Annotated in this window: 18 protein-coding genes; 9 read left to right on the top strand and 9 right to left on the bottom strand. The window is 68.4% G+C overall.

Annotated elements, in window-relative coordinates; genetic code table 11:
- The first annotated feature begins 64 nt into the window (after positions 1-64).
- The 5 genes from Q2K20_RS15910 (at position 65) to Q2K20_RS15890 (ending at position 5323) form a co-directional block, all read left to right on the top strand.
- Entirely contained in the window at positions 65-1753 is a 1689-nt protein-coding gene (locus Q2K20_RS15910) for a protein kinase family protein (protein WP_269503301.1), read from the top strand.
- Positions 1754-1945: 192 nt separating this feature from the next.
- Entirely contained in the window at positions 1946-2503 is a 558-nt protein-coding gene (sigM, locus tag Q2K20_RS15905) for an RNA polymerase sigma factor SigM (protein ID WP_067720252.1), read from the top strand.
- Between the two features lie 138 nt (positions 2504-2641).
- The gene (gene trxB, locus Q2K20_RS15900) at positions 2642-3574 is read left to right on the top strand and encodes a thioredoxin-disulfide reductase (RefSeq protein ID WP_069389400.1); all 933 of its coding nucleotides are present in this window, start codon (positions 2642-2644) and stop codon (positions 3572-3574) included.
- Between the two features lie 57 nt (positions 3575-3631).
- The gene (gene trxA, locus Q2K20_RS15895; protein WP_067720180.1) at positions 3632-3976 is read left to right on the top strand and encodes a thioredoxin; all 345 of its coding nucleotides are present in this window, start codon (positions 3632-3634) and stop codon (positions 3974-3976) included.
- 156 nt (positions 3977-4132) lie between these two features.
- Entirely contained in the window at positions 4133-5323 is a 1191-nt protein-coding gene (locus Q2K20_RS15890) for an N-acetylmuramoyl-L-alanine amidase (RefSeq protein ID WP_269503298.1), read from the top strand.
- A gap of 73 nt (positions 5324-5396) precedes the next feature.
- Here the strand turns inward: Q2K20_RS15890 and Q2K20_RS15885 are convergent, their stop codons facing one another.
- From Q2K20_RS15885 to rpmH, 9 genes are all read right to left on the bottom strand, one after another.
- Positions 5397-6065 (bottom strand): hypothetical protein, encoded by a 669-nt coding sequence (locus Q2K20_RS15885; RefSeq protein ID WP_269503295.1) that lies wholly within the window; start codon positions 6063-6065, stop codon positions 5397-5399.
- The gene (locus Q2K20_RS15880; protein WP_268098981.1) at positions 6062-7180 is read right to left on the bottom strand and encodes a ParB/RepB/Spo0J family partition protein; all 1119 of its coding nucleotides are present in this window, start codon (positions 7178-7180) and stop codon (positions 6062-6064) included. The genes Q2K20_RS15885 and Q2K20_RS15880 overlap by 4 nt, the downstream gene beginning before the upstream one ends.
- Positions 7180-8121 carry a ParA family protein gene (locus Q2K20_RS15875; protein ID WP_259820816.1) on the bottom strand — a complete coding sequence of 314 codons (942 nt, stop codon included), beginning with the start codon at positions 8119-8121 and terminating at the stop codon, positions 7180-7182. The genes Q2K20_RS15880 and Q2K20_RS15875 overlap by 1 nt, the downstream gene beginning before the upstream one ends.
- A gap of 100 nt (positions 8122-8221) precedes the next feature.
- A complete protein-coding gene (gene rsmG / locus Q2K20_RS15870) occupies positions 8222-9004 on the bottom strand; it encodes a 16S rRNA (guanine(527)-N(7))-methyltransferase RsmG (RefSeq protein ID WP_317176958.1) in 783 nt (260 codons plus the stop codon).
- Positions 9005-9146: 142 nt separating this feature from the next.
- Positions 9147-9635, bottom strand: coding sequence for a protein jag (locus Q2K20_RS15865; RefSeq protein ID WP_119193007.1), 489 nt, complete (start codon positions 9633-9635; stop codon positions 9147-9149).
- Positions 9636-9764: 129 nt separating this feature from the next.
- Positions 9765-10955, bottom strand: a complete 1191-nt coding sequence (gene yidC / locus Q2K20_RS15860) for a membrane protein insertase YidC (RefSeq protein ID WP_269503286.1) — start codon at positions 10953-10955, stop codon at positions 9765-9767.
- Positions 10956-10972: 17 nt separating this feature from the next.
- Complete coding sequence (gene yidD / locus Q2K20_RS15855; protein WP_082924143.1) at positions 10973-11269, bottom strand: membrane protein insertion efficiency factor YidD; 297 nt, start codon at positions 11267-11269, stop codon at positions 10973-10975.
- Positions 11266-11628 (bottom strand): ribonuclease P protein component, encoded by a 363-nt coding sequence (gene rnpA / locus Q2K20_RS15850; protein ID WP_159148843.1) that lies wholly within the window; start codon positions 11626-11628, stop codon positions 11266-11268. Before rnpA ends, yidD begins: the two co-directional genes overlap by 4 nt.
- An 18-nt stretch (positions 11629-11646) precedes the next feature.
- Entirely contained in the window at positions 11647-11790 is a 144-nt protein-coding gene (gene rpmH, locus Q2K20_RS15845) for a 50S ribosomal protein L34 (protein WP_007629603.1), read from the bottom strand.
- Positions 11791-12328: 538 nt separating this feature from the next.
- Between rpmH and dnaA the strand changes: the two genes are divergently transcribed.
- From dnaA to Q2K20_RS15825, 4 genes are all read left to right on the top strand, one after another.
- On the top strand, positions 12329-13834 hold the full coding sequence (gene dnaA / locus Q2K20_RS15840) for a chromosomal replication initiator protein DnaA (protein ID WP_159148842.1): 1506 nt from the start codon (positions 12329-12331) through the stop codon (positions 13832-13834).
- An 864-nt stretch (positions 13835-14698) separates the two neighbouring features.
- Positions 14699-15874 (top strand): DNA polymerase III subunit beta, encoded by a 1176-nt coding sequence (gene dnaN / locus Q2K20_RS15835; RefSeq protein ID WP_159148841.1) that lies wholly within the window; start codon positions 14699-14701, stop codon positions 15872-15874.
- Positions 15875-15899: 25 nt separating this feature from the next.
- The gene (recF, locus tag Q2K20_RS15830) at positions 15900-17189 is read left to right on the top strand and encodes a DNA replication/repair protein RecF (RefSeq protein WP_269503275.1); all 1290 of its coding nucleotides are present in this window, start codon (positions 15900-15902) and stop codon (positions 17187-17189) included.
- The gene (locus tag Q2K20_RS15825) at positions 17186-17740 is read left to right on the top strand and encodes a DciA family protein (protein ID WP_067720203.1); all 555 of its coding nucleotides are present in this window, start codon (positions 17186-17188) and stop codon (positions 17738-17740) included. The genes recF and Q2K20_RS15825 overlap by 4 nt, the downstream gene beginning before the upstream one ends.
- Positions 17741-17824: the final 84 nt, after the last annotated feature.

Genomic DNA, 17824 nt, shown 5'->3' with positions numbered 1-17824 from the left:
ACACTCAGGGATCACGAGCGGCGCCTCCTGACGGGCTGCCGCACCAGGCGAGGAGGGTCAACGGGTGGGTGAACAGACTGGAGCCCCGGCACCGGACACCGCCTCGTCGCCACCGCGTCTGACCGTCGGAGGCCTGGTCTCCGGCGGCAGGTACGAGCTCCTCGAACCGTGCGGTGGTGTCGCCGGCCAGTCCTTCTGGAAGGCCCGCGACCGGCGCCTGGGGAGGTTCGTCGCCCTGACCTTCGTCGACCCGCTCCCCGGCGAGCAGCCCCCGGGTTCGGCGACGGGGGTGCTCGACCGTACCGTCGCGCTCACCACGGTCTACGCGGACGGGTCGGCGCGCGTGCTCGACGTCATCCGCGGCCGCGCGGGCGGCATCGTGGTCTCGGAGTGGATCCCCGGACGCAGTCTCGCCGCGGCCGTGGCCGAGCCGGACCCCGACTCCGCCGTGGGTGCGGTGTGGGGTCTGGCGGACGCCGCGACCCGTGCCGAGGAGGTGGGCCTGACCCTGGGCCTCGACTCGCCGGACCGAATCCGTCTCACCGAGGACGGGCGCGCCGTCCTGGCCTTCCCCGGGGTCCGCGAGGGGGACGACGCCCGGTCCGACGTGCGGGGCCTGGGCGCTACCCTCTATGCGCTGCTCACCGGTGCGTGGCCGCTCCCGCTGCCCGAGGGTTCCGATCTGTACGAACCGACCGACGGTCGGCCCGGTCCCGCCCGGAGGGACGACGACGACGAGGTCCTCGACCCCACGGTGGCCGGTACCGGGGTGGCGCCGGAATCCGCGGTGCTGGCCATGCGGTCTCTCGACGGGTCGTCGGTCAGCTCGGCGGCCACCGTGAGGGCGATGGTGACCGATCGCGTCGGCGGGCCGCGGCGCGCCGCCCCCGGGGCCTCCTCCCGGGTCGCCTACCCGGCGGGCGCCGCGACGACGGGATGGACGTCGGGGGAGTGGTCGTCGGGGGAGTGGTCCTCGGCGGAGTGGTCCTCGGCGGAGGCGGGTTTCGAACCCGCGCCGTACAGCGAGCCGGACCCGGAGGTCCAGAAGCGCCGCTGGCAGATCATGGCCGGGACCGGCGCAGCCGCGGTCGTGGTGATCGCCTTGCTGTTCACGTGGATGCTCGGGGGGTTCGGCGGCACCCGCAACGACACCCCGCTCTCACAGCAGCTCGACGCGATCGAACGGGCCGCCCAGGCCAGTCGCGCCGCCCAGACCGCCGAGCCCGCGGCCGATGACTCCGCCGCAGGTGACACCGGGGACGAGGCGGACGAGGCGGAGGAGGCCACCCCGACCACCCCGGTCTCCGTGTCGACCGTCACCACCTGGCAGCCCTCGTCCTCGAACGGCGTCGCGGAGAACTCGGCGGATGCCCCCAACGTGGTCGACGGTGACCGGTCCACCTCGTGGTCCAGCGACGCCTACCGATCCCAGATCGGCGACGGCCCGTCGGCCTACAAGCCGGGTATCGGGTTGATGCTCACACTGGACGGTGAGCAGGAGGTCCGACGGGTGGTGCTCCGATCGGGGGATGACGGCGTGCGCTTCGAGGTGCGGTCCGCGCCCGGTGCCTCTCCGGAGTCACTCGACGAGACCACCCGTCTCGGAGCGGGCACCGTCCGCGACGGGTCGGCGACCGTGACGATCGATGACCCGCGGGAGTCCGGGTACGTCCTGGTGTGGATCACCCGCCTGGGTACCTCCGGTGCCCAGTCCTACGAGGCCACGATCAGCGAGGTCGAACTGACCCGCTGACCGGCCGGGAGACGTCCCCACGGGGGGCCCGGCCGGGTTACGGTGACGGCCGTGAACACCGGTACCGCCGTCCCGACAGCGGCGGGTTGCCCTGCCCCGCCCGCAGGCGCGGAATCCCCGCTCGGCGCCCCGTCCGCTCCCAAGGCAGAGTCCGTTCTCAGGGCAGAGTCCGCTCCCAGGGCCCAGTCCGTACTGACAGCCGAGTCACCGCTGTCCGACGCCGAACTGTTGGACGCGCACGTCGCCGGCGACCCCGACGCCTTCTCCGCCCTCGTCCGGCGGCACTACGACTACCTCTGGCGGTTGGCCATCCGCACGTCGTTCAACCGCGACGACGCCGCCGAGGCCCTGCAGGAGGCTCTCGTCTCGGCGTACCGGAAGGCGGATACCTTCCGCCACGCCTGCCCGGTCCAGGGGTGGCTCTACCGCATCGTGGTCAACGCCTGCCTGGACAAGATGCGGGCCCAGCGCCTGCGCACCCACACCCAGCTCACCCCGTCCCTGCACGAACAGGTCACCCTGCGTGACCACTTCCACCAGGACCCGGCGTACGCGATCATCGTGGCCGAGGCGTTGGCGGAACTGCCCGACGATCAGCGGGACGCCGTCGTCGTCGTCGACATGCTGCGGTGCACCGTCGCCGAGGCGAGCCACCTGCTCAACATCCCCCCGGGCACCGTGAAGAGCCGGTGCTCCCGTGGCCGCGCGAAACTCGCGGCCCTGCTCGAGGGGGTCACCCTCACCGTGTGAGGGTGTTCCTCCCGTCACCCGGTGGGCGGGCGCGGGAACAAGGCAGCCCCCCGGGGTGTTGTGGCCTCTAGAAGACCCGGCACCTGATGCCGGTTCCGACTCACGAGCCACCAACCGCCCGAGGAGCCCCGAGAACTCATGAGCGACACCGTCCACGACGTCATCATCGTCGGATCCGGTCCGGCCGGGTACACCGCCGCCATCTACTCCGCGCGGGCCGAGCTGAAGCCCGTCGTCTTCGAGGGCTCCCAGTTCGGTGGCGCGCTCATGACCACGACCGAGGTCGAGAACTTCCCCGGCTTCGCCGAGGGCATGATGGGCCCCGATCTCATGATGCAGATGCGCGAGCAGGCCGAGCGGTTCGGCGCCGACCTCCGGATGGAGGACGTGACGTCCATGGACCTCGCCGGGGACATCAAGACCGTCCGGGTCGGGGAAGAGGAACACCGCGCCCGCGCCGTGATCCTCGCGATGGGTGCCGCGGCACGCTACCTCGGGGTCCCGGGGGAGCAGGAGTTCCTCGGCCGGGGCGTGAGCTCGTGCGCCACGTGCGACGGATTCTTCTTCCGCGACAAGCCGATCGTCGTGGTCGGCGGCGGCGACTCCGCCATGGAGGAGGCCACCTTCCTCACCAAGTTCGGTTCCTCAGTGACGATCGTGCACCGCCGTGAGGAGTTCCGCGCCTCCAAGATCATGCTCGAGCGGGCACGGGAGAACGAGAAGATCTCGTTTGTCCTCAACACGGCCGTGGACGAGGTGCTGGCCGGCGCGACCGGTTCGGTCGAGAAGCTCCGTCTGCGCGACACCGTCACCGGTGAGACCAGTGAGCTCGAGACCGCCGCCATGTTCGTCGCGATCGGCCACGATCCCCGTTCCGAGCTGGCCCGCGACCAGGTCGAGGTCGACGAGGACGGCTACGTCCTCACCGGTCAGACCACCGCCACCTCCCTTCCCGGGGTGTTCGCCTGTGGCGACCTCGTCGACAAGCGCTACCGCCAGGCCATCACCGCCGCCGGTTCGGGGTGCGCCGCCTCGATCGACGCCGAGCGCTGGCTCGCAGAGCAGGCCTGAGCCCGCACCGGGCCCGGAACAACCGGGCCCCGTCCACCCACCCGAAAGGACCACCTCATGGCCGACACCCCCAACATCATCGACGTCACCGAGGCCGACTTCGCCGACGCCGTGCTCACCGCCAGCGGCTCCAAGCCCGTTCTCGTGGACTTCTGGGCCACATGGTGCCGCCCGTGCACCATGATGGCGCCGGTCCTCGACGAGCTGGCGGGCTCGGAGGCGGACAAGCTGACCGTGGCCAAGGTCGACGTCGAAGCCAACCAGGAACTCGCCGCCGAGTACCAGATCACCGCGATCCCCGCGATGCTGTTGTTCTCGGAGGGACAGCCGGTCAAGCGCATCACGGGCGCCAAGTCCAAGTCGGCGCTCCGAGCCGAGCTGGGCGACGTCCTCGGCGCCTGACGCACACGCCGGCGGCCCCGGGTCGCTACCCTGTGTCGCCACCCTGTGGCGCTCCCCCGTGGCGTTCCCCCACCGCCCGGCGCGGACGGGGCACGTCCGCGTGTGAGGCGGTAAGTTCATCCGGGTACCCAACACTAGGAGAGCGGGAGGAGACCCATGGCGTGGAGGCGTGGTGACCGTGGGCCCGAGGTGGCCACCATCCGGGCCACCCTCGCGGGCATGGGTCTGTTGCACAACATCGAGTCGGTCGGGGTCACCGAACCCGAGACCGGGTCTGTGCTCGCGCGTACCGACGCCGTCTTCGACGCCGACCTGGAGAAGGCTGTTCTCGCCTTCCAGCAGGCGCGTGCGCTGATCTCCGACGGGATCGTGGGTCCGGCCACCCAGGCCGCGCTCCACGACGCCAGCCACGTGCTGGGGACCCGGGACCTGAGCTATATCGTCTCCAGGCCGATGGCGGGGGACGATATCGCCCAACTGCAGCGCAGACTCGGCGAGCTCGGGTTCTACGCCGGCCTGGTGGACGGGACCTTCGGCCCCCTCACGCACGCGGCCGTCACCGATTTCCAGCGCGACTGCGCGCTCCCCGCAGACGGTGTGGTCGGTGCCGAGACCCTCGACACCCTGAGCCGGTTCTCGACCCTGTTCAAGGGCGGGGACGTCGCCTCTCTCGTCGAGAAGGAGCGGGCCCGCACCTCCGGTCCCATGCTCGCCGGTAAACGGATCGTCCTCGATCCCGGCCCCAGTGGGTCCGAGAACCCGATCCGGATCGACACCCCCTACGGGACCATCACCGACGCGGAACTGCTCTGGGACATCACCCGGCGGCTCTCCGAGCGGATGAACCAGGCCGGCGTGGAGGTCTTCCTCTCCCGGCCCGAGGCGATGATCCCGACCGATCCCGAGCGCGCCGAGATAGCCAACGCGTTCAACGCCGATCTCATCATCTCGCTCCGCCTGGACCGCCACCCGAATCCGGTGGGCAACGGGGTCGCGACGTTCTACTTCGGAAACTCGCTCGGCGCGGAGTCCATGCTCGGTGAGGCCCTCTCCGGCTTCATCCAGCGGGAGATCGTCAGCCGCACCACTCTTCGCGACTGCCGGACCCATGGCCGGAGCTGGCCGTTGCTGCGAATGACCCGCATGCCGTCCGTGCAGATCTACCTGGGCTACGCGTACAACCCGCAGGATCTCGAGATCCTCGGCGATCGTGCCGCCCAGGACACCATCATCGACTCGATCCTCGTGGGCGTGAAACGTCTGTACCTCCTCGACGAGGACGATCATCCCACCGGGTCGATGTCCGTCGACGCCCTCATCGACTACGAGCAGCGCCAGCGCGACTGATCGCGGCTCCGGCCACCCCGGGGGAGTCGGGGCCGGGGTGTCGTGAGTCCCGGGCGTCAGAGTCCCCGGGGTGTCAGAGTCCCCGGGCGACTGCGCTCGCCGACGCGCCCGACAGCACCCCGAGCCGCCGGGTGGCGAATCCGTGTTCGGCGAAGAGCTGATCGAGGGCGCGCTCCACGTCCGCCTTCCACAAGTGCTCGCTCTCGATATCGAGCCGGAGGCGGGGATGGGTCTCGTGGGGTGCCACCACCGTGAAACCGTGCTCGACGAGAAAGCTCATCCCCGGCACACACGAGTCCGCGCCGCACCCGTCACGTGACGTAACATGCCCGGGGTCCTCGGACGTGACCCCGAAGGCCTCGATGGCCTTGATTCCGCGGCTTCGGACATTGACGACGACGGCGTCGAGCAACGCGGTCAGTACCCCTGCCGGTGCGCCCTGCTCGACACTCATGCCGGCGAGCAGCACAGCGTCAGCGCCGACAGGCGAGGTCGGGAAGCACGTCGCCCGAGGCACCATCCCCGGGGGGGCGTAGAAGGCGGCAGCCGTCGATCGGTCCCCGTAGGTGGCGAGCTGGCCGCAGACACCCCATTCCAGGGATACGTGTGAGATCCACGCTTCCTTCTCGAACTCCGGATCTCCCGGGGACTGCTCACCGTCGGTTTGCCAATAGACGCAACGCCGGGCGCGAGGACCCAACTGGTCCACCGCCGACAGGTCCAGCGGGCGGAGGGAGATCATCGCGGCGCTGCGGTCGACCCGCCCTCGAGAAGTGCGAGTACCCGGGCCAGATCATCGGTGTCGCCGACGTCGATGGTGATACGTCCCTTGCGGCGCCCCATCGTCACCGACACCGACGTCTCGAAACGGTCGGACAGCCGACCCGCCACCGCCTCCAGCTCGGGGTTACGCTGGCGTCCGCGGGGCGCGGGCTTGGGCTTGTCCGTGGTGTCCCCGGGATCGCGGTTGGCGAGGGTGACGAGCTCTTCGGTCGCCCGCACCGACAGGCCCTCGGCGACGATCCGGGCGGCGAGTTCGTCCTGTGCCGGCGCCCCCGCCTCGAGGCCCAAAAGTGCGCGCGCATGTCCCGCTGACAACACACCTGCTGCGACCCGCCGCTGTACGGCTGTCGGCAGCTGGAGCAGGCGGATGCTGTTGGTGATCGCGGGGCGGGACCGGCCGATGCGCGTCGCGAGTTCTGACTGGGTCACGTCGAACTCTTCCAGCAGCTGCTGGTAGGCGGCGGCTTCTTCGAGCGGGTTGAGCTGTACCCGGTGGATGTTCTCGAGGAGAGCGTCCCGCAGCAGATCCTCGTCGTCGGTCTGCCGGACGATCGCCGGGATCGTCTCGAGCTTCGCGCGCTGACTCGCCCGCCAGCGTCGCTCACCCATGATGAGCTGATAGCGCCCACCGGACATCTCACGGACGACGATGGGCTGGAGGAGTCCGAATTCCTTGACGGAATGAGCGAGCTCAGCCAACGCCTCCTCGTCGAAATGGGTACGGGGCTGCTTCGGGTTGGGGTCGATCTCGGCCGGGGAGATCTCCCGGTAGACGGCGCCGGGGTCCACCAACTCGGTTGTTTCACGTGAAACCGGCGCGCCATCGTCGGCATGCGAGCCAGCGTCGGCCCCGCGAGCCGTCGATGACGCGGTACCGGTGAGCTCCATATCCGCCGTACCCCGATTCCCGGCCCCGGACGAGCGCGGACGTGGGGGAGTGGTGCGCGGACCGCCACCACGCGGCCCCAGGATCAGGTCGGCGGCGTCGTTACCGAGCCGAGGCCCTTCGTCGGGGCCGGTGGGGATGAGGGCCGCGAGACCCCGCCCGAGACCGCCCTTACGCTGCTGGCTCATCAGTTCTCCTCCGGGCGGTCGACGCCCTCAGCTTCACCCGCGGTGGGCGTGGATACGAGGTCTCCCGGACCAGACGGCCCGCCCCGTGCGTTGATCTCGCGGGCGGCGTCCAGGTAGGCCAGCGCGCCGCGTGACCCGGCGTCGTACTGGAGGATGGTCATCCCGTACCCGGGCGCCTCGGACACCTTGACGCTTCGCGGGATCACCGTCCGCAACACTGTGTCGCCGAAGTGCTTCCGGACCTCACCGGCGACCTGCTCGGCGAGCTTGGTGCGTCCGTCGTACATCGTCAGCATGATGGTCGAGATCTCCAGATCCGTATTCAGATGCTGTTGGATGAGTTCGACGTTGCGGAGAAGCTGACCCACTCCCTCGAGGGCGTAGTACTCACACTGGATCGGGATGAGGACCTCGCGAGCAGCGACCATCGCATTGACGGTGAGCAGACCGAGCGAAGGCGGACAGTCGAGAAAGACGTAGTCGATACCGAGCGACTGCAGGTCCTCCGGCAGGAGGACTTCGGCGAGACGTCGTTCCCGCTGGGGGAGCCCGACCAACTCGATCTCCGATCCTGCGAGATCGATGGTCGCCGGTACGCAGAACAAGCGCTCGGCATGAGGACTCTTCTGCATCAACTCATCGACGGACGCCTCCCACATCAGAAGGTCATAGCTCGACGGTGTGCCCTCGCGGTGATCGACACCGAGCGCCGTACTCGCATTCCCCTGCGGATCCATATCGATCACGAGCACCCCGAGCCCACCCAGAGCGAGAGCGGCGGCGAGATTGACGGTGGACGTGGTCTTGCCCACCCCGCCCTTCTGGTTGGCGATCGTCACGATCCGCGGCGACTCGGGACGGGGGAGTGCCGGCGCATCCCCGTGGAGGACCTCGTTCGCCTGGCGCGCGGCCGCGAAGATCGGGGTCTCGTCGTAGGACATCCGTCACCTTTCGAGTTGCATCGTGAGCGCGGCGAGCCTGCCGCCGTGTCGGTGCCATTGTTTCACGTGAAACCGACACTGGACACGTCCCCGTCAGCCCTCAATGAGACCGACGCCCGCGTCCGCGAGATCGGGAGCCACGGCCCCCCATCCTAGTCACCAGGGTGCCGATCACCAGCCTCGTCGGTTCGGCATCCGGGGCAGCGACGGTCTCGACGCGAACGTCCTCGAACCCGAGTTTGCGGAGCGCCACACGATCACGCTCGACCTCGTCGACTGCCGACTCGCCCTTGAGGGCAACCATACGGCCACCCACCTTCAGCAGCGGAGCAGACCATCCGGCGAGCTTCGCCAGCGGTGCCACTGCCCGGGAGGTCACGACGTCCGCCTCGCCCGCCTCGATGATGATGGGTTTCTCCTCGGCGCGACCCCGAATGACACGGACATCGATGCCGAGCTCGCCTATGATCTCCTCGAGAAACGTGACCCGACGGAGAAGTGGCTCGACTAGAGTGATCGTCAGATCTGGGCGCGCGAGCGCCAAGGGGATACCAGGGAGGCCTGCGCCGCTCCCGATATCGACGACGGACTCGCCCTGCGCCAACTGCGATTCAGCAGCCGCACTGTTGAGGACGTGCCGATCCCACAGTCGAGGACGCTCACGCGGACCCATCAGCCCACGCTCGAGTCCGGCTGTCGCGAGGAAATCAACGTACCGCGTCGCAAGACCCAACCGGTCACCGAACACCTCAGCCGCAGCGGGCGGGGGCGAGGGCAGATCACCGGAGCCGGACCTCGAGCCGGAGTCGGGCGGCGCCTCACCCGCAGCCCTATCGTCCCCTTCCGTGTCACGTGACGCTTCGTGGCCCGTGTATCCGTTCATGGTCTCGCGCTCCTTTTTCGCGGCCGCAAAGCCACTGTTTCACGTGAAACACCGCCGGTGAATCACATCATTGTCATTAGACCCTCGGACACAGATCAGGGGTGCGAGCCGTCCGGCTCGCACCCCTGCCCCGAGCCTCCCGTCACCCGGGCAGGACGACCACCCGGCGATTGGGCTCGACGCCGGTCGAGTCCGACGTGACACCCTCAATCTCCGCGATCGCATCGTGGATGATCTTGCGTTCGAACGGCGTCATGGGCTCGAGCTCCTCCGACTCACCTGACTCGAGAACCCGCTGCGCTGCCACGCGTCCGGACTCGCTCAACGCCTCACGCTTCGCCTCACGCCAGCCGGCGATGTCGAGCATCAACCGGCTCCGATCGCCGAGTTCCTGTTGCACCGCGAGACGCGTCAACTCCTGGATAGCGTCCAGGACCGAGCCATCCGAGCCGACCAAGGTATCCAAGTCGTCGCCGCCCACGATGCTCACCACAGCCCGATCACCCTCGACGTCCAGATCGATGTCCCCGTCGAAATCGAGGATGTCGAGGAACTGCTCGAGATAGTCGCCAGCGACCTCGCCCTCCTCGACCAATCGTTCCTCGGACACCTCGATGTTCCTCTTGGACATGGACCTGCCTCCGTCGTGACCGCCGATCGCCGAACCCCGGGGGTGCGACGACTATCTACCCCAAGTATGGGACAAGGTCCCCGACGCCGGAGCATCGGGGACCTTGTCCACTCACGTTTCCCTAGCGGGTCAACGCTTCTTTTTCTTCTTCTTGTTCTTGGGACGCGAACCCGATCCCTTCTGGGCCGGCCTACTGCGCTGCCCGCCGGGAGCCTGAGGCCGTTGACCCGGGCGTGGAGCGGATGCCGGAGCGACCGCAGGCCCCGGGTCGGAGTCGATCACCTCGTCGTCGTCCGCCGTCGCGGTACCCACTTCCACGGCCGGATCCGACACCACGCCGGTTCCCGTCGCGGCGGCGCGGTTCTTCTTGGGCTTGGTGGGCTTCACACCCACCCGCGGAGCGAGCGCCTTCTGCTCCTCGCGCCGCAGGAGAGCCGCGGCGTCGTCCTCCTTGGCCATCTTCTCGTACAGGAAGTACTGCTGGCCGAGGGTCCAGAGGTTATTCGTGACCATGTACACGAGGATCGCCATCGGCCAGAACGCACCGGTCACCAGGATGCCGATGGGGAAGGCCCACAGCATGAGCTGGTTCATGATCTTGGCCTGCGGGTTGGCCGCGGCCTCAGGCGACTGGCGGGACAGGGAGATCCGCGCGTTGAAGTGGGTCGTGACCGCCGAGACGATCATCAGCGGAAGGGCGACGAGAATGATGTTCCACCGGGCGAAGTCGAGCATCGCGCCCGGCTCCACGAAGGCCTGGAACTGTTCGACCGGCTGGGAGATGAAGGACGAGAGCGGAGCACCGAACAGGCGGGCGTCGAGGAAGCTCTGCACCTCGTCCGCGTTGAACACGTAGTTGCCCGTGTTGCGCGTCTCCTCGGCGCTCATCCCGAGCGCGCCGAACTGCGAGCCCATCCGGTTGAACGACCGCAGCACGTGGAACAGACCCAGGAAGACCGGGATCTGGATCAGCATCGGTAGGCAACCCAGGAGGGGGTTGAACCCCTCCTGCTTCTGCAGCTTCCGGGTCTCGACCGCCAACTTCTCGCGGTCGTTCTTGTACCGCTTCTGCAGCTCCTTCATCTTGGGCTGCATCTCCTGCATCTTGCGGGAGAAGCGGATCTGTTTTGCCGCCGGCCAGAACAGCATCGCGCGGAGGGTGAAGACGAGGAAGATCACCGAGAGGGCCCAGATGACCCCGTTGGAATCCGGCGCCTCCACCCAGGGGAGCAGACCGCCGAGGAACGCGAAGATCTTGTGCCAGAACCAGAGGATGCCGGAGATCGGGTAGTAGACCAACGGGTTGGTGATGAACGACATGGGTGGTGGAGTCCTAGCTACGTTCGAGAATTGTCGGTGTGCTCGTGGGGCTCGTGGCCCGGTGGATCAGGTGCACGGGGCCGGGGGACCGGATCCCACCCGCCCGGTGTCCACGGCCCACAGCGCAGGAGACGCCACACCGAGAGCCAGGTGCCGTACCAGGCTCCGTGGACGCGTACCGCCTCGACGGCGTAACTACTGCACGTGGGTTCGAATCGGCAGCTCGGTGGGGTCCAGGGGGAGATGCCCTTCTGGTAGAAGTCGAGCATCCACAACAGGATCCGCGCGATGGGACCCGGGCGCCCCGTGCTCACGACGAGCCCCTGGCGCGAGCGGCGGCAGCGGCGAGCCCCGCGCGCATATCCCGCACGAGGTCGTCGTGCGACGCACCCGCGGAGGCCGGGTTGGCCCGGATCACCACCAGGAGATCGTCGCCGGCCTCGTCCAGCAGGCCGCCCGCGATATGACGAAGCCGTCGGCTGACGCGGTGACGAGTCACCGAGTCCCCGACGGCTTTGCTGACAACCAGCCCGAAACGCGGACCGCCCACGCGGACATCCGAGGAGTCCACGTGGGCGTGTACGACCATGGTGCGGCGGCCCTTCCTGGCACCCTTGCGCACCACCGTCGCGAAGTCAGCGGAACGGTGGAGCCGGTGCGACCTGGGGAGCACCCGCCACCCCGGCCGGAATCAGGCCGTCAGCGACGCGCGGCCCTTACGCCGGCGGGCGCCGACGATGCCGCGACCGGCGCGGGTGCGCATGCGCAGACGGAAGCCGTGCACCTTGGCACGACGACGGTTGTTCGGCTGGAAGGTCCGCTTGCCCTTGGCCATGGTTGGCTCCTCACGTGAAGTCGGCGCCGTGTCCAGCGCCCGATCGAGTTCGAGACGTCGTCGAATCACCGAAGGACGGCGGCACCACGACGCGCCGGGCGCCCACGGGCGCACGACAGACTGCTCAAGATTACGCGCCCGAGGCGTCGGCCGCCAAACCGTGTAATCCCATTCGTCTCACTGATACCAGTTTCCTGGCCACAACGACACGCCCACGGCCGCGATGCTTGACATCCGCCCTCCAGTCTATCTTGAGGGTTGCCCCCCGGATCACCATGTTGTTACCGTCATTCCTCAGGCGAGCCCCACCAGGGCTGCAAGACGCGACGTGAATCCGAACAAGCACCTCCGACCCCTCCCCACCGATGACCTACCCGCGAACCGACGGGAGGGGTCTGTCTTCCCACAGCTGTGGACAACCATGTGGATACCTCGGTGGACCTGGGTCGGAGCCTGTGGATAGAGTGTGGTTCCCGGTCCCGCCGGCAACCCGGACCACCAGCAACGCCCGACACCCGACGAGAGGAGACCGCCCACCGTGTCTCCTGAACTCGAACACGTGTGGAGTGCCGTCCTCGACAAGCTGACCGATCCGGAACTGGCCAGTGACGACAATCCGGCCCTGTCGCGCCAGCAGCAGGCGTGGCTCCGGCTCGTCCAGCCGATCGCCGTGGTCAACGGTTTCGCGATGCTCGCCGCCCCGTCGGCCTTCGCCCGCGACAACATCGAGTCCATCCTCCGCGGTCCCATCACGCGCGCACTGAGCTCGCAGCTCGGGGAGCCGATCGATCTGGCCGTCAAGGTGGACACGTCACTCGCCGGGGCTCAACTACCGACGGACGACGCCGACCACCCGGCCATCGACGCGGAGGACATCCACGGCCCCGGTGCGGAGGACGAGCACCCGCCCGCCACGACCCGCCCCCGGCGGATGACCGAGGAGCAGATCGCCGCCGAGCGACTCCTCCACGGCAGCGACCGCGACGAGGCGTTGTCTGCCGCGACCGCGCCCGGGTTGAACGAGCGCTACACGTTCAGCGCCTTCGTCCAGGGCAATTCGAACCGTTTCGCCCGGGCCGCCGCACTGGCGGTCGCCGAGGCACCGGCCCGTGCGTACAACCCGCTGTTCATCTGGGGCGAGTCCGGTCTGGGCAAGACCCACCTGCTCCACGCGATCGGGCACTACTCCCTGCGGATGTACTCCGAGCAGAAGGTCAAGTACGTCTCGACCGAGGAGTTCACCAACGACTTCATCAACTCCGTCCGCGACGGCCGCCAGAACATGTTCAAGAAGCGGTACCGCGAGGCGGACATTCTCCTGGTGGACGACATCCAGTTCCTCATCGGCAAGGAACAGGTCCAGGAGGAGTTCTTCCACACCTTCAACACGATCCACAACGCGCAGAAGCAGATCGTGATCTCGTCCGACCGGCCGCCCAAGCAACTGCAGCCGCTGGAGGACCGCCTGCGCACCCGGTTCGAGTGGGGTCTGATCACCGATATCCAGCCACCCGAGCTGGAGACGCGTATCGCGATCATCGACAAGAAGGCCAAGTCCGAGAACTACGTGGTCCCGAGGGACGTCCTCGAGCTCATCGCGACGCGGGTCCAGCGCAACATCCGTGAGCTCGAAGGAGCTCTCATCCGGGTGGTGGCGTTCGCCTCCCTCAACGGCCACGAGATCGATGTGCCGCTCGCGGAGGTAGTGCTCCGTGATGTCGTCTCGGACGACGACTCCCTACAGATCTCGGCCGCGACCATCATGGCGGTGACCGCGGAGTTCTTCTCCACGAGCATCGACGAACTGTGCGGCACCTCCAAGACCCGGTCGTTGTCGCGGGCCCGCCAGATCGCCATGTACCTGTGTCGCGAGCTGACCGACCTGTCGCTTCCCAAGATCGGCGTCACCTTCGGTGGCAAGGACCACACGACGGTCATGTACGCCCAGCGCAAGATCCTCAAGGAGATCAAGGACGACCGGCGCACGTACGACCAGATCCAGGAGCTGACGGCCCGGATCAAGGAGCGTTCGCGGTCCCTCTGAGCTCCACACCGGAACTCACCCACGCTGTGCGCTCGCGCCGCCGCTTGTGCCCGCCGCCGCTTGTGCCCGGCCCCGCTTGTTCTCGCCCCCGCGTCTCCGGCCGGCCCTCTGCCGACACCGAACGCGACGCAGATGACGGTCGGCGACGGCGGCAGCAACAGATCGACGCCCGATGGCGTCCGCACGCCCGGGTGCGCGGACCCAGGACCGCTGCGAGAGGCTGTAACAGGCCCTGTGCGGCCCCCTGCCGAGTCCGGCGTTCCGCCCCGAACGGATACCCGCCCCGATTCGCGAGAAAGACCCCGCCCGACGGAAGACGAACCGTGTGACTCCCGGGTCTCGCTGTCGAGACGCGCACACTTCGTCCGATTCAAGGGCCTCATCACGGGTCATTCCACACGCACCAGAAGGCGTCGCGAGACGCATCCGGGACCCCCACACACCCTTTGTCACACCCTTCACAGCTGTGGACAACCCTGTGGAGTCTTGTGGACCGACGGTGGACAGACGGTGGACGGACTCTTGTGATTCCACCGGGGTCGGGAGGCAAATCACAAGATCGCACGACTGCGTCCACACCACGAAATCGGCACAGACCTGTGATTACAGGCCTCGGCTCACAATTTCACAGGACCTACTACTACCTCTTATCTCTCTAGATAGTTCTTGTTAGAAGTAGGGATGTGGAACGGCGAGCCTGCTTGACCGGGTTACGCCGAGTCCGTGTGTCCGCTGTCGGTCCGAGCGGTTACTCTCATGGAGACGCTCCGCCCCCGGCGGCGGAAACGTGCAATACGAGCTTGAACCGACCAATCGTCCAGATACCGGATCCCGGTATCCACCCCCGCCTGAAAGAGGTCATCGATGGAGATCACGGATCCGACGTTCCGCGTCACCCGCGAGGACTTCGCGGATTCCGTGGCCTGGGTGGCACGCACGCTGCCCTCGCGTCCCTCGGTCCCGATCCTCGGCGGGGTGCTGCTCGAGGCCGATTCGGGACTGACGATCTCCGGGTTCGACTACGAGACCTCGGCGCAGGTATCCGTGCCGGCCGAGGTGTCCGAGCCCGGCAGCACGCTGGTGTCCGGCCGACTCCTGGCGGACATCGCCCGTGCCCTGCCGGACCGTCCGGTCGAGGTCGTCGTCACCGCGCAGAAGATGTACATCTCCTGCGGTACCGCGAAGTTCACGCTCCCGACCATGCCGGTCGAGGATTACCCGCAGCTGCCGGCGATGCCGGAGGTCACCGGATCCGCCGAGGTCGACGCGTTCTCCGAGGCCGTGTCCCAGGTCGTCGTCGCGGCGGGCAAGGACGACACCCTGCCGATGCTCACCGGCATCCGGATGGAGATCGAGGGCACCCGCGTCACGCTCATCGCGACCGACCGGTTCCGTCTCGCCATCCGGGAGTTCGACTGGGAGCCGGCCCGCGAGGATGTCGCGGTCGAGGTGCTCATCCCGGCCAAGGCACTGTCCGAGGTCACCCGTTCCGCCGGCCACGGCGGTCGCGTGGATCTGAGCCTGGGAGCCGGCTCCGATGTGGGCGCTGAGGGCATCCTGGGTGTGCTGGTGTCCGGTCAGCGGACCACCACCCGCCTTCTCGACGCGGAATTCCCCAAGGTCCGCCAGCTGCTGCCGCCGCAGCACACCTCACTCGCGATCGTCGAGGTGGACTCGCTCGTCCAGGCGATCAAGCGGGTCGCGCTCGTCGCCGACCGCGGCGTGCAGGTGCGCATGGCGTTCTCGGATGGTGAGCTCGCACTGTCGGCCGGAGGCGATGACGCCGCCCAGGCCAACGAGACCCTTCCGGTGGACTTCGTCGGCGAGCCGCTGACCATCGCGTTCAACCCGGGTTACCTGCTCGACGGTCTCGGCAGTGTCCACGCAGGCCGCGTCGCCTTCGGGTTCACCCAGGCAAGCCGACCGGCCGTGCTGCGTCCGGCACCCGAGACCCTCCCGGAGCCCGGCGCGGACGGCGCGATCCAGCCGGTGGATTCCGACCACACCTACCTGCTCATGCCCGTGCGCCTGCCGGGCTGAGGCCCCGCCCCGGAACCGATCCGGTATGCACCTGCGTCATCTCAGGCTCCTCGATTTCCGCTCCTGGCCCCTGCTCGAACTCGAGCTCGAGCCCGGGGTCACCACCCTGGTCGGACGCAACGGGCACGGTAAGACCAACGTTCTCGAGGCGGTCGGGGTCCTCGCCAGCCTGCGGTCCCACCGCGTGGCGACCGACGCGCCGATGATCAGGACCGGTGCCGGAACCGCACTGGTGGGCGCACTCGCACACAACGCGGGACGTGAGTTGACCGTCGAACTGGCGCTCAATGCCGGAAAAGCCAACCGGGCGCGACTCAACACCTCCCCGTGCCGACGACTGTCCGACGTCCTCGGGGTGGTCCAGTCCGTGCTGTTCGCGCCGGAGGACCTGGCGCTCGTCCGTGGCGAGCCGGCCGAACGTCGCCGGCTTCTCGATGAACTCATGATCCAGCGGCGCCCCGCACTGGGTGGTGACCTCAGCGAGTACTCCTCGGTGCTCCGCCAACGGACCGCCCTGCTCAAATCGGCCTCCGGTGCACTGCGGCGTGGGGGCCCCGAGGACTCCGCGGCCGTGCTGGACACCCTCGACGTGTGGGACGGGCGGTTGGCCGAACTCGGAGCACGCGTGGTGGCCGGTCGGATCGCCCTCCTCCGTCAGTTGCGGCCCCTCGTCGTCGACGCCTATCGGGGTCTGGCCCCCGAGTCCCGTCCCGCCGATCTCGCCTATCGTTTCCGCGTGGCGGACGCGCCCGACGAGTCGGAGCTGACGGATCCGGAACTCGTCGAGGCCGTGTTGCTCGCCGAGCTCGGGCGGCGGCGTCGCGACGAGATCGACCGCGGGATGTCACTCGTCGGACCGCACCGCGACGACTTGATCCTGAGTCTCGGCGACGAGCCGGCGAAGGGGTTCGCGAGTCACGGCGAGACGTGGTCGTTCGCCCTGGCGCTGCGACTGGGATCGCTCGAGCTGTTCCGTGCCGACGGGGCGGAACCGGTCCTTCTCCTGGACGACGTCTTCGCCGAACTCGACCGGCACCGCCGGGCCGCGCTGGCCGACGTCGCGGCCGGTGTCGAACAGGTCCTCATCACGGCCGCAGTGGGCGAGGACGTGCCGGGCTCGCTGCGCGGGGTCCGTTATGACGTCGTGATGACGGGCGAGGGAGCGGATCGTCACTCGGCGATGACGGTGTCACGACGCCAGCATGACGGTGCGGACGCGCGCGAGCACGCCGGCGGGGAGGATGGGGTCAGCGACGCGGACAGTGGCGGGGACGACGACGACAACACCGATACCGGAAGCAGGGCAACACCGTGACGGACCGAACCGGCAAGGACTCCGTAACACCGTCTGACCCGCCACAACGCGGTTATGACGTCGCCAAGCAGGCCCTCGAGGAGGCCCGCGCCCGGGCCCGGGCGGAGGGCAAGCAGGTCGGCCGGGGTCGGACCGGCCCGGTGGGGGCGGGCAAGCGGCTGCGCAAGCGCGGGTGGACCGGATCCGGTGCCGACCCGTGGGACCCACAGCCCCTCGGCAAACTCGTGGGCCAGGTCGCCAAGAAACGGGGTTGGGACGACAAGGTCACCACCGGGCGTCTGTTCGCGGAGTGGGACCGGATCGTCGGGGAGGACGTCTCGGCGCACGCCACCCCGGAGCGCCTCGAGGAGGGAATCCTGTACGTCCGTGCGGCGAGTACCGCATGGGCCACGCAGCTGCGGCTCATGTCCGCCGACATCCTCCGCAAGATCGCGGCCGCCATGGGGCCGGGTCATGTCCGTCGTCTCAAGGTGGAGGGGCCGGAGAAACCGAGCTGGCGCAAGGGGCCCCTTCACGTGTCCGGTCGCGGCCCCCGTGACACATACGGGTGAGGGCCGGGCGTGCCCGTGGCCCCCGTGACGGTTATCGCAGGTAGACTGGGCCGGTCCCAGACCCCCGAGACGCGAGGAGTTCGC

The sequence above is a fragment of the Dietzia sp. IN118 genome, from assembly GCF_032905965.1.
Taxonomy (GTDB): domain Bacteria; phylum Actinomycetota; class Actinomycetes; order Mycobacteriales; family Mycobacteriaceae; genus Dietzia; species Dietzia kunjamensis.
Note: the sequence above shows the minus strand (reverse complement) of the source record. Positions and strands in the feature narration are given on the sequence as shown.

What these genes read in the sequence shown, in the direction of transcription:
- trxB (WP_069389400.1), top strand. Translation starts at nt 2,642, where the DNA reads ATGAGCGACACCGTCCACGACGTCATCATCGTCGGATCCGGTCCGGCC.
- trxA (WP_067720180.1), top strand. Translation starts at nt 3,632, where the DNA reads ATGGCCGACACCCCCAACATCATCGACGTCACCGAGGCCGACTTCGCC.
- Q2K20_RS15890 (WP_269503298.1), top strand. Translation starts at nt 4,133, where the DNA reads ATGGCGTGGAGGCGTGGTGACCGTGGGCCCGAGGTGGCCACCATCCGG.
- Q2K20_RS15885 (WP_269503295.1), bottom strand. Translation starts at nt 6,065, where the DNA reads ATGATCTCCCTCCGCCCGCTGGACCTGTCGGCGGTGGACCAGTTGGGT.
- Q2K20_RS15880 (WP_268098981.1), bottom strand. Translation starts at nt 7,180, where the DNA reads ATGAGCCAGCAGCGTAAGGGCGGTCTCGGGCGGGGTCTCGCGGCCCTC.
- Q2K20_RS15875 (WP_259820816.1), bottom strand. Translation starts at nt 8,121, where the DNA reads ATGTCCTACGACGAGACCCCGATCTTCGCGGCCGCGCGCCAGGCGAAC.
- rsmG (WP_317176958.1), bottom strand. Translation starts at nt 9,004, where the DNA reads ATGAACGGATACACGGGCCACGAAGCGTCACGTGACACGGAAGGGGAC.
- Q2K20_RS15865 (WP_119193007.1), bottom strand. Translation starts at nt 9,635, where the DNA reads ATGTCCAAGAGGAACATCGAGGTGTCCGAGGAACGATTGGTCGAGGAG.
- yidC (WP_269503286.1), bottom strand. Translation starts at nt 10,955, where the DNA reads ATGTCGTTCATCACCAACCCGTTGGTCTACTACCCGATCTCCGGCATC.
- rpmH (WP_007629603.1), bottom strand. Translation starts at nt 11,790, where the DNA reads ATGGCCAAGGGCAAGCGGACCTTCCAGCCGAACAACCGTCGTCGTGCC.
- dnaN (WP_159148841.1), top strand. Translation starts at nt 14,699, where the DNA reads ATGGAGATCACGGATCCGACGTTCCGCGTCACCCGCGAGGACTTCGCG.
- recF (WP_269503275.1), top strand. Translation starts at nt 15,900, where the DNA reads ATGCACCTGCGTCATCTCAGGCTCCTCGATTTCCGCTCCTGGCCCCTG.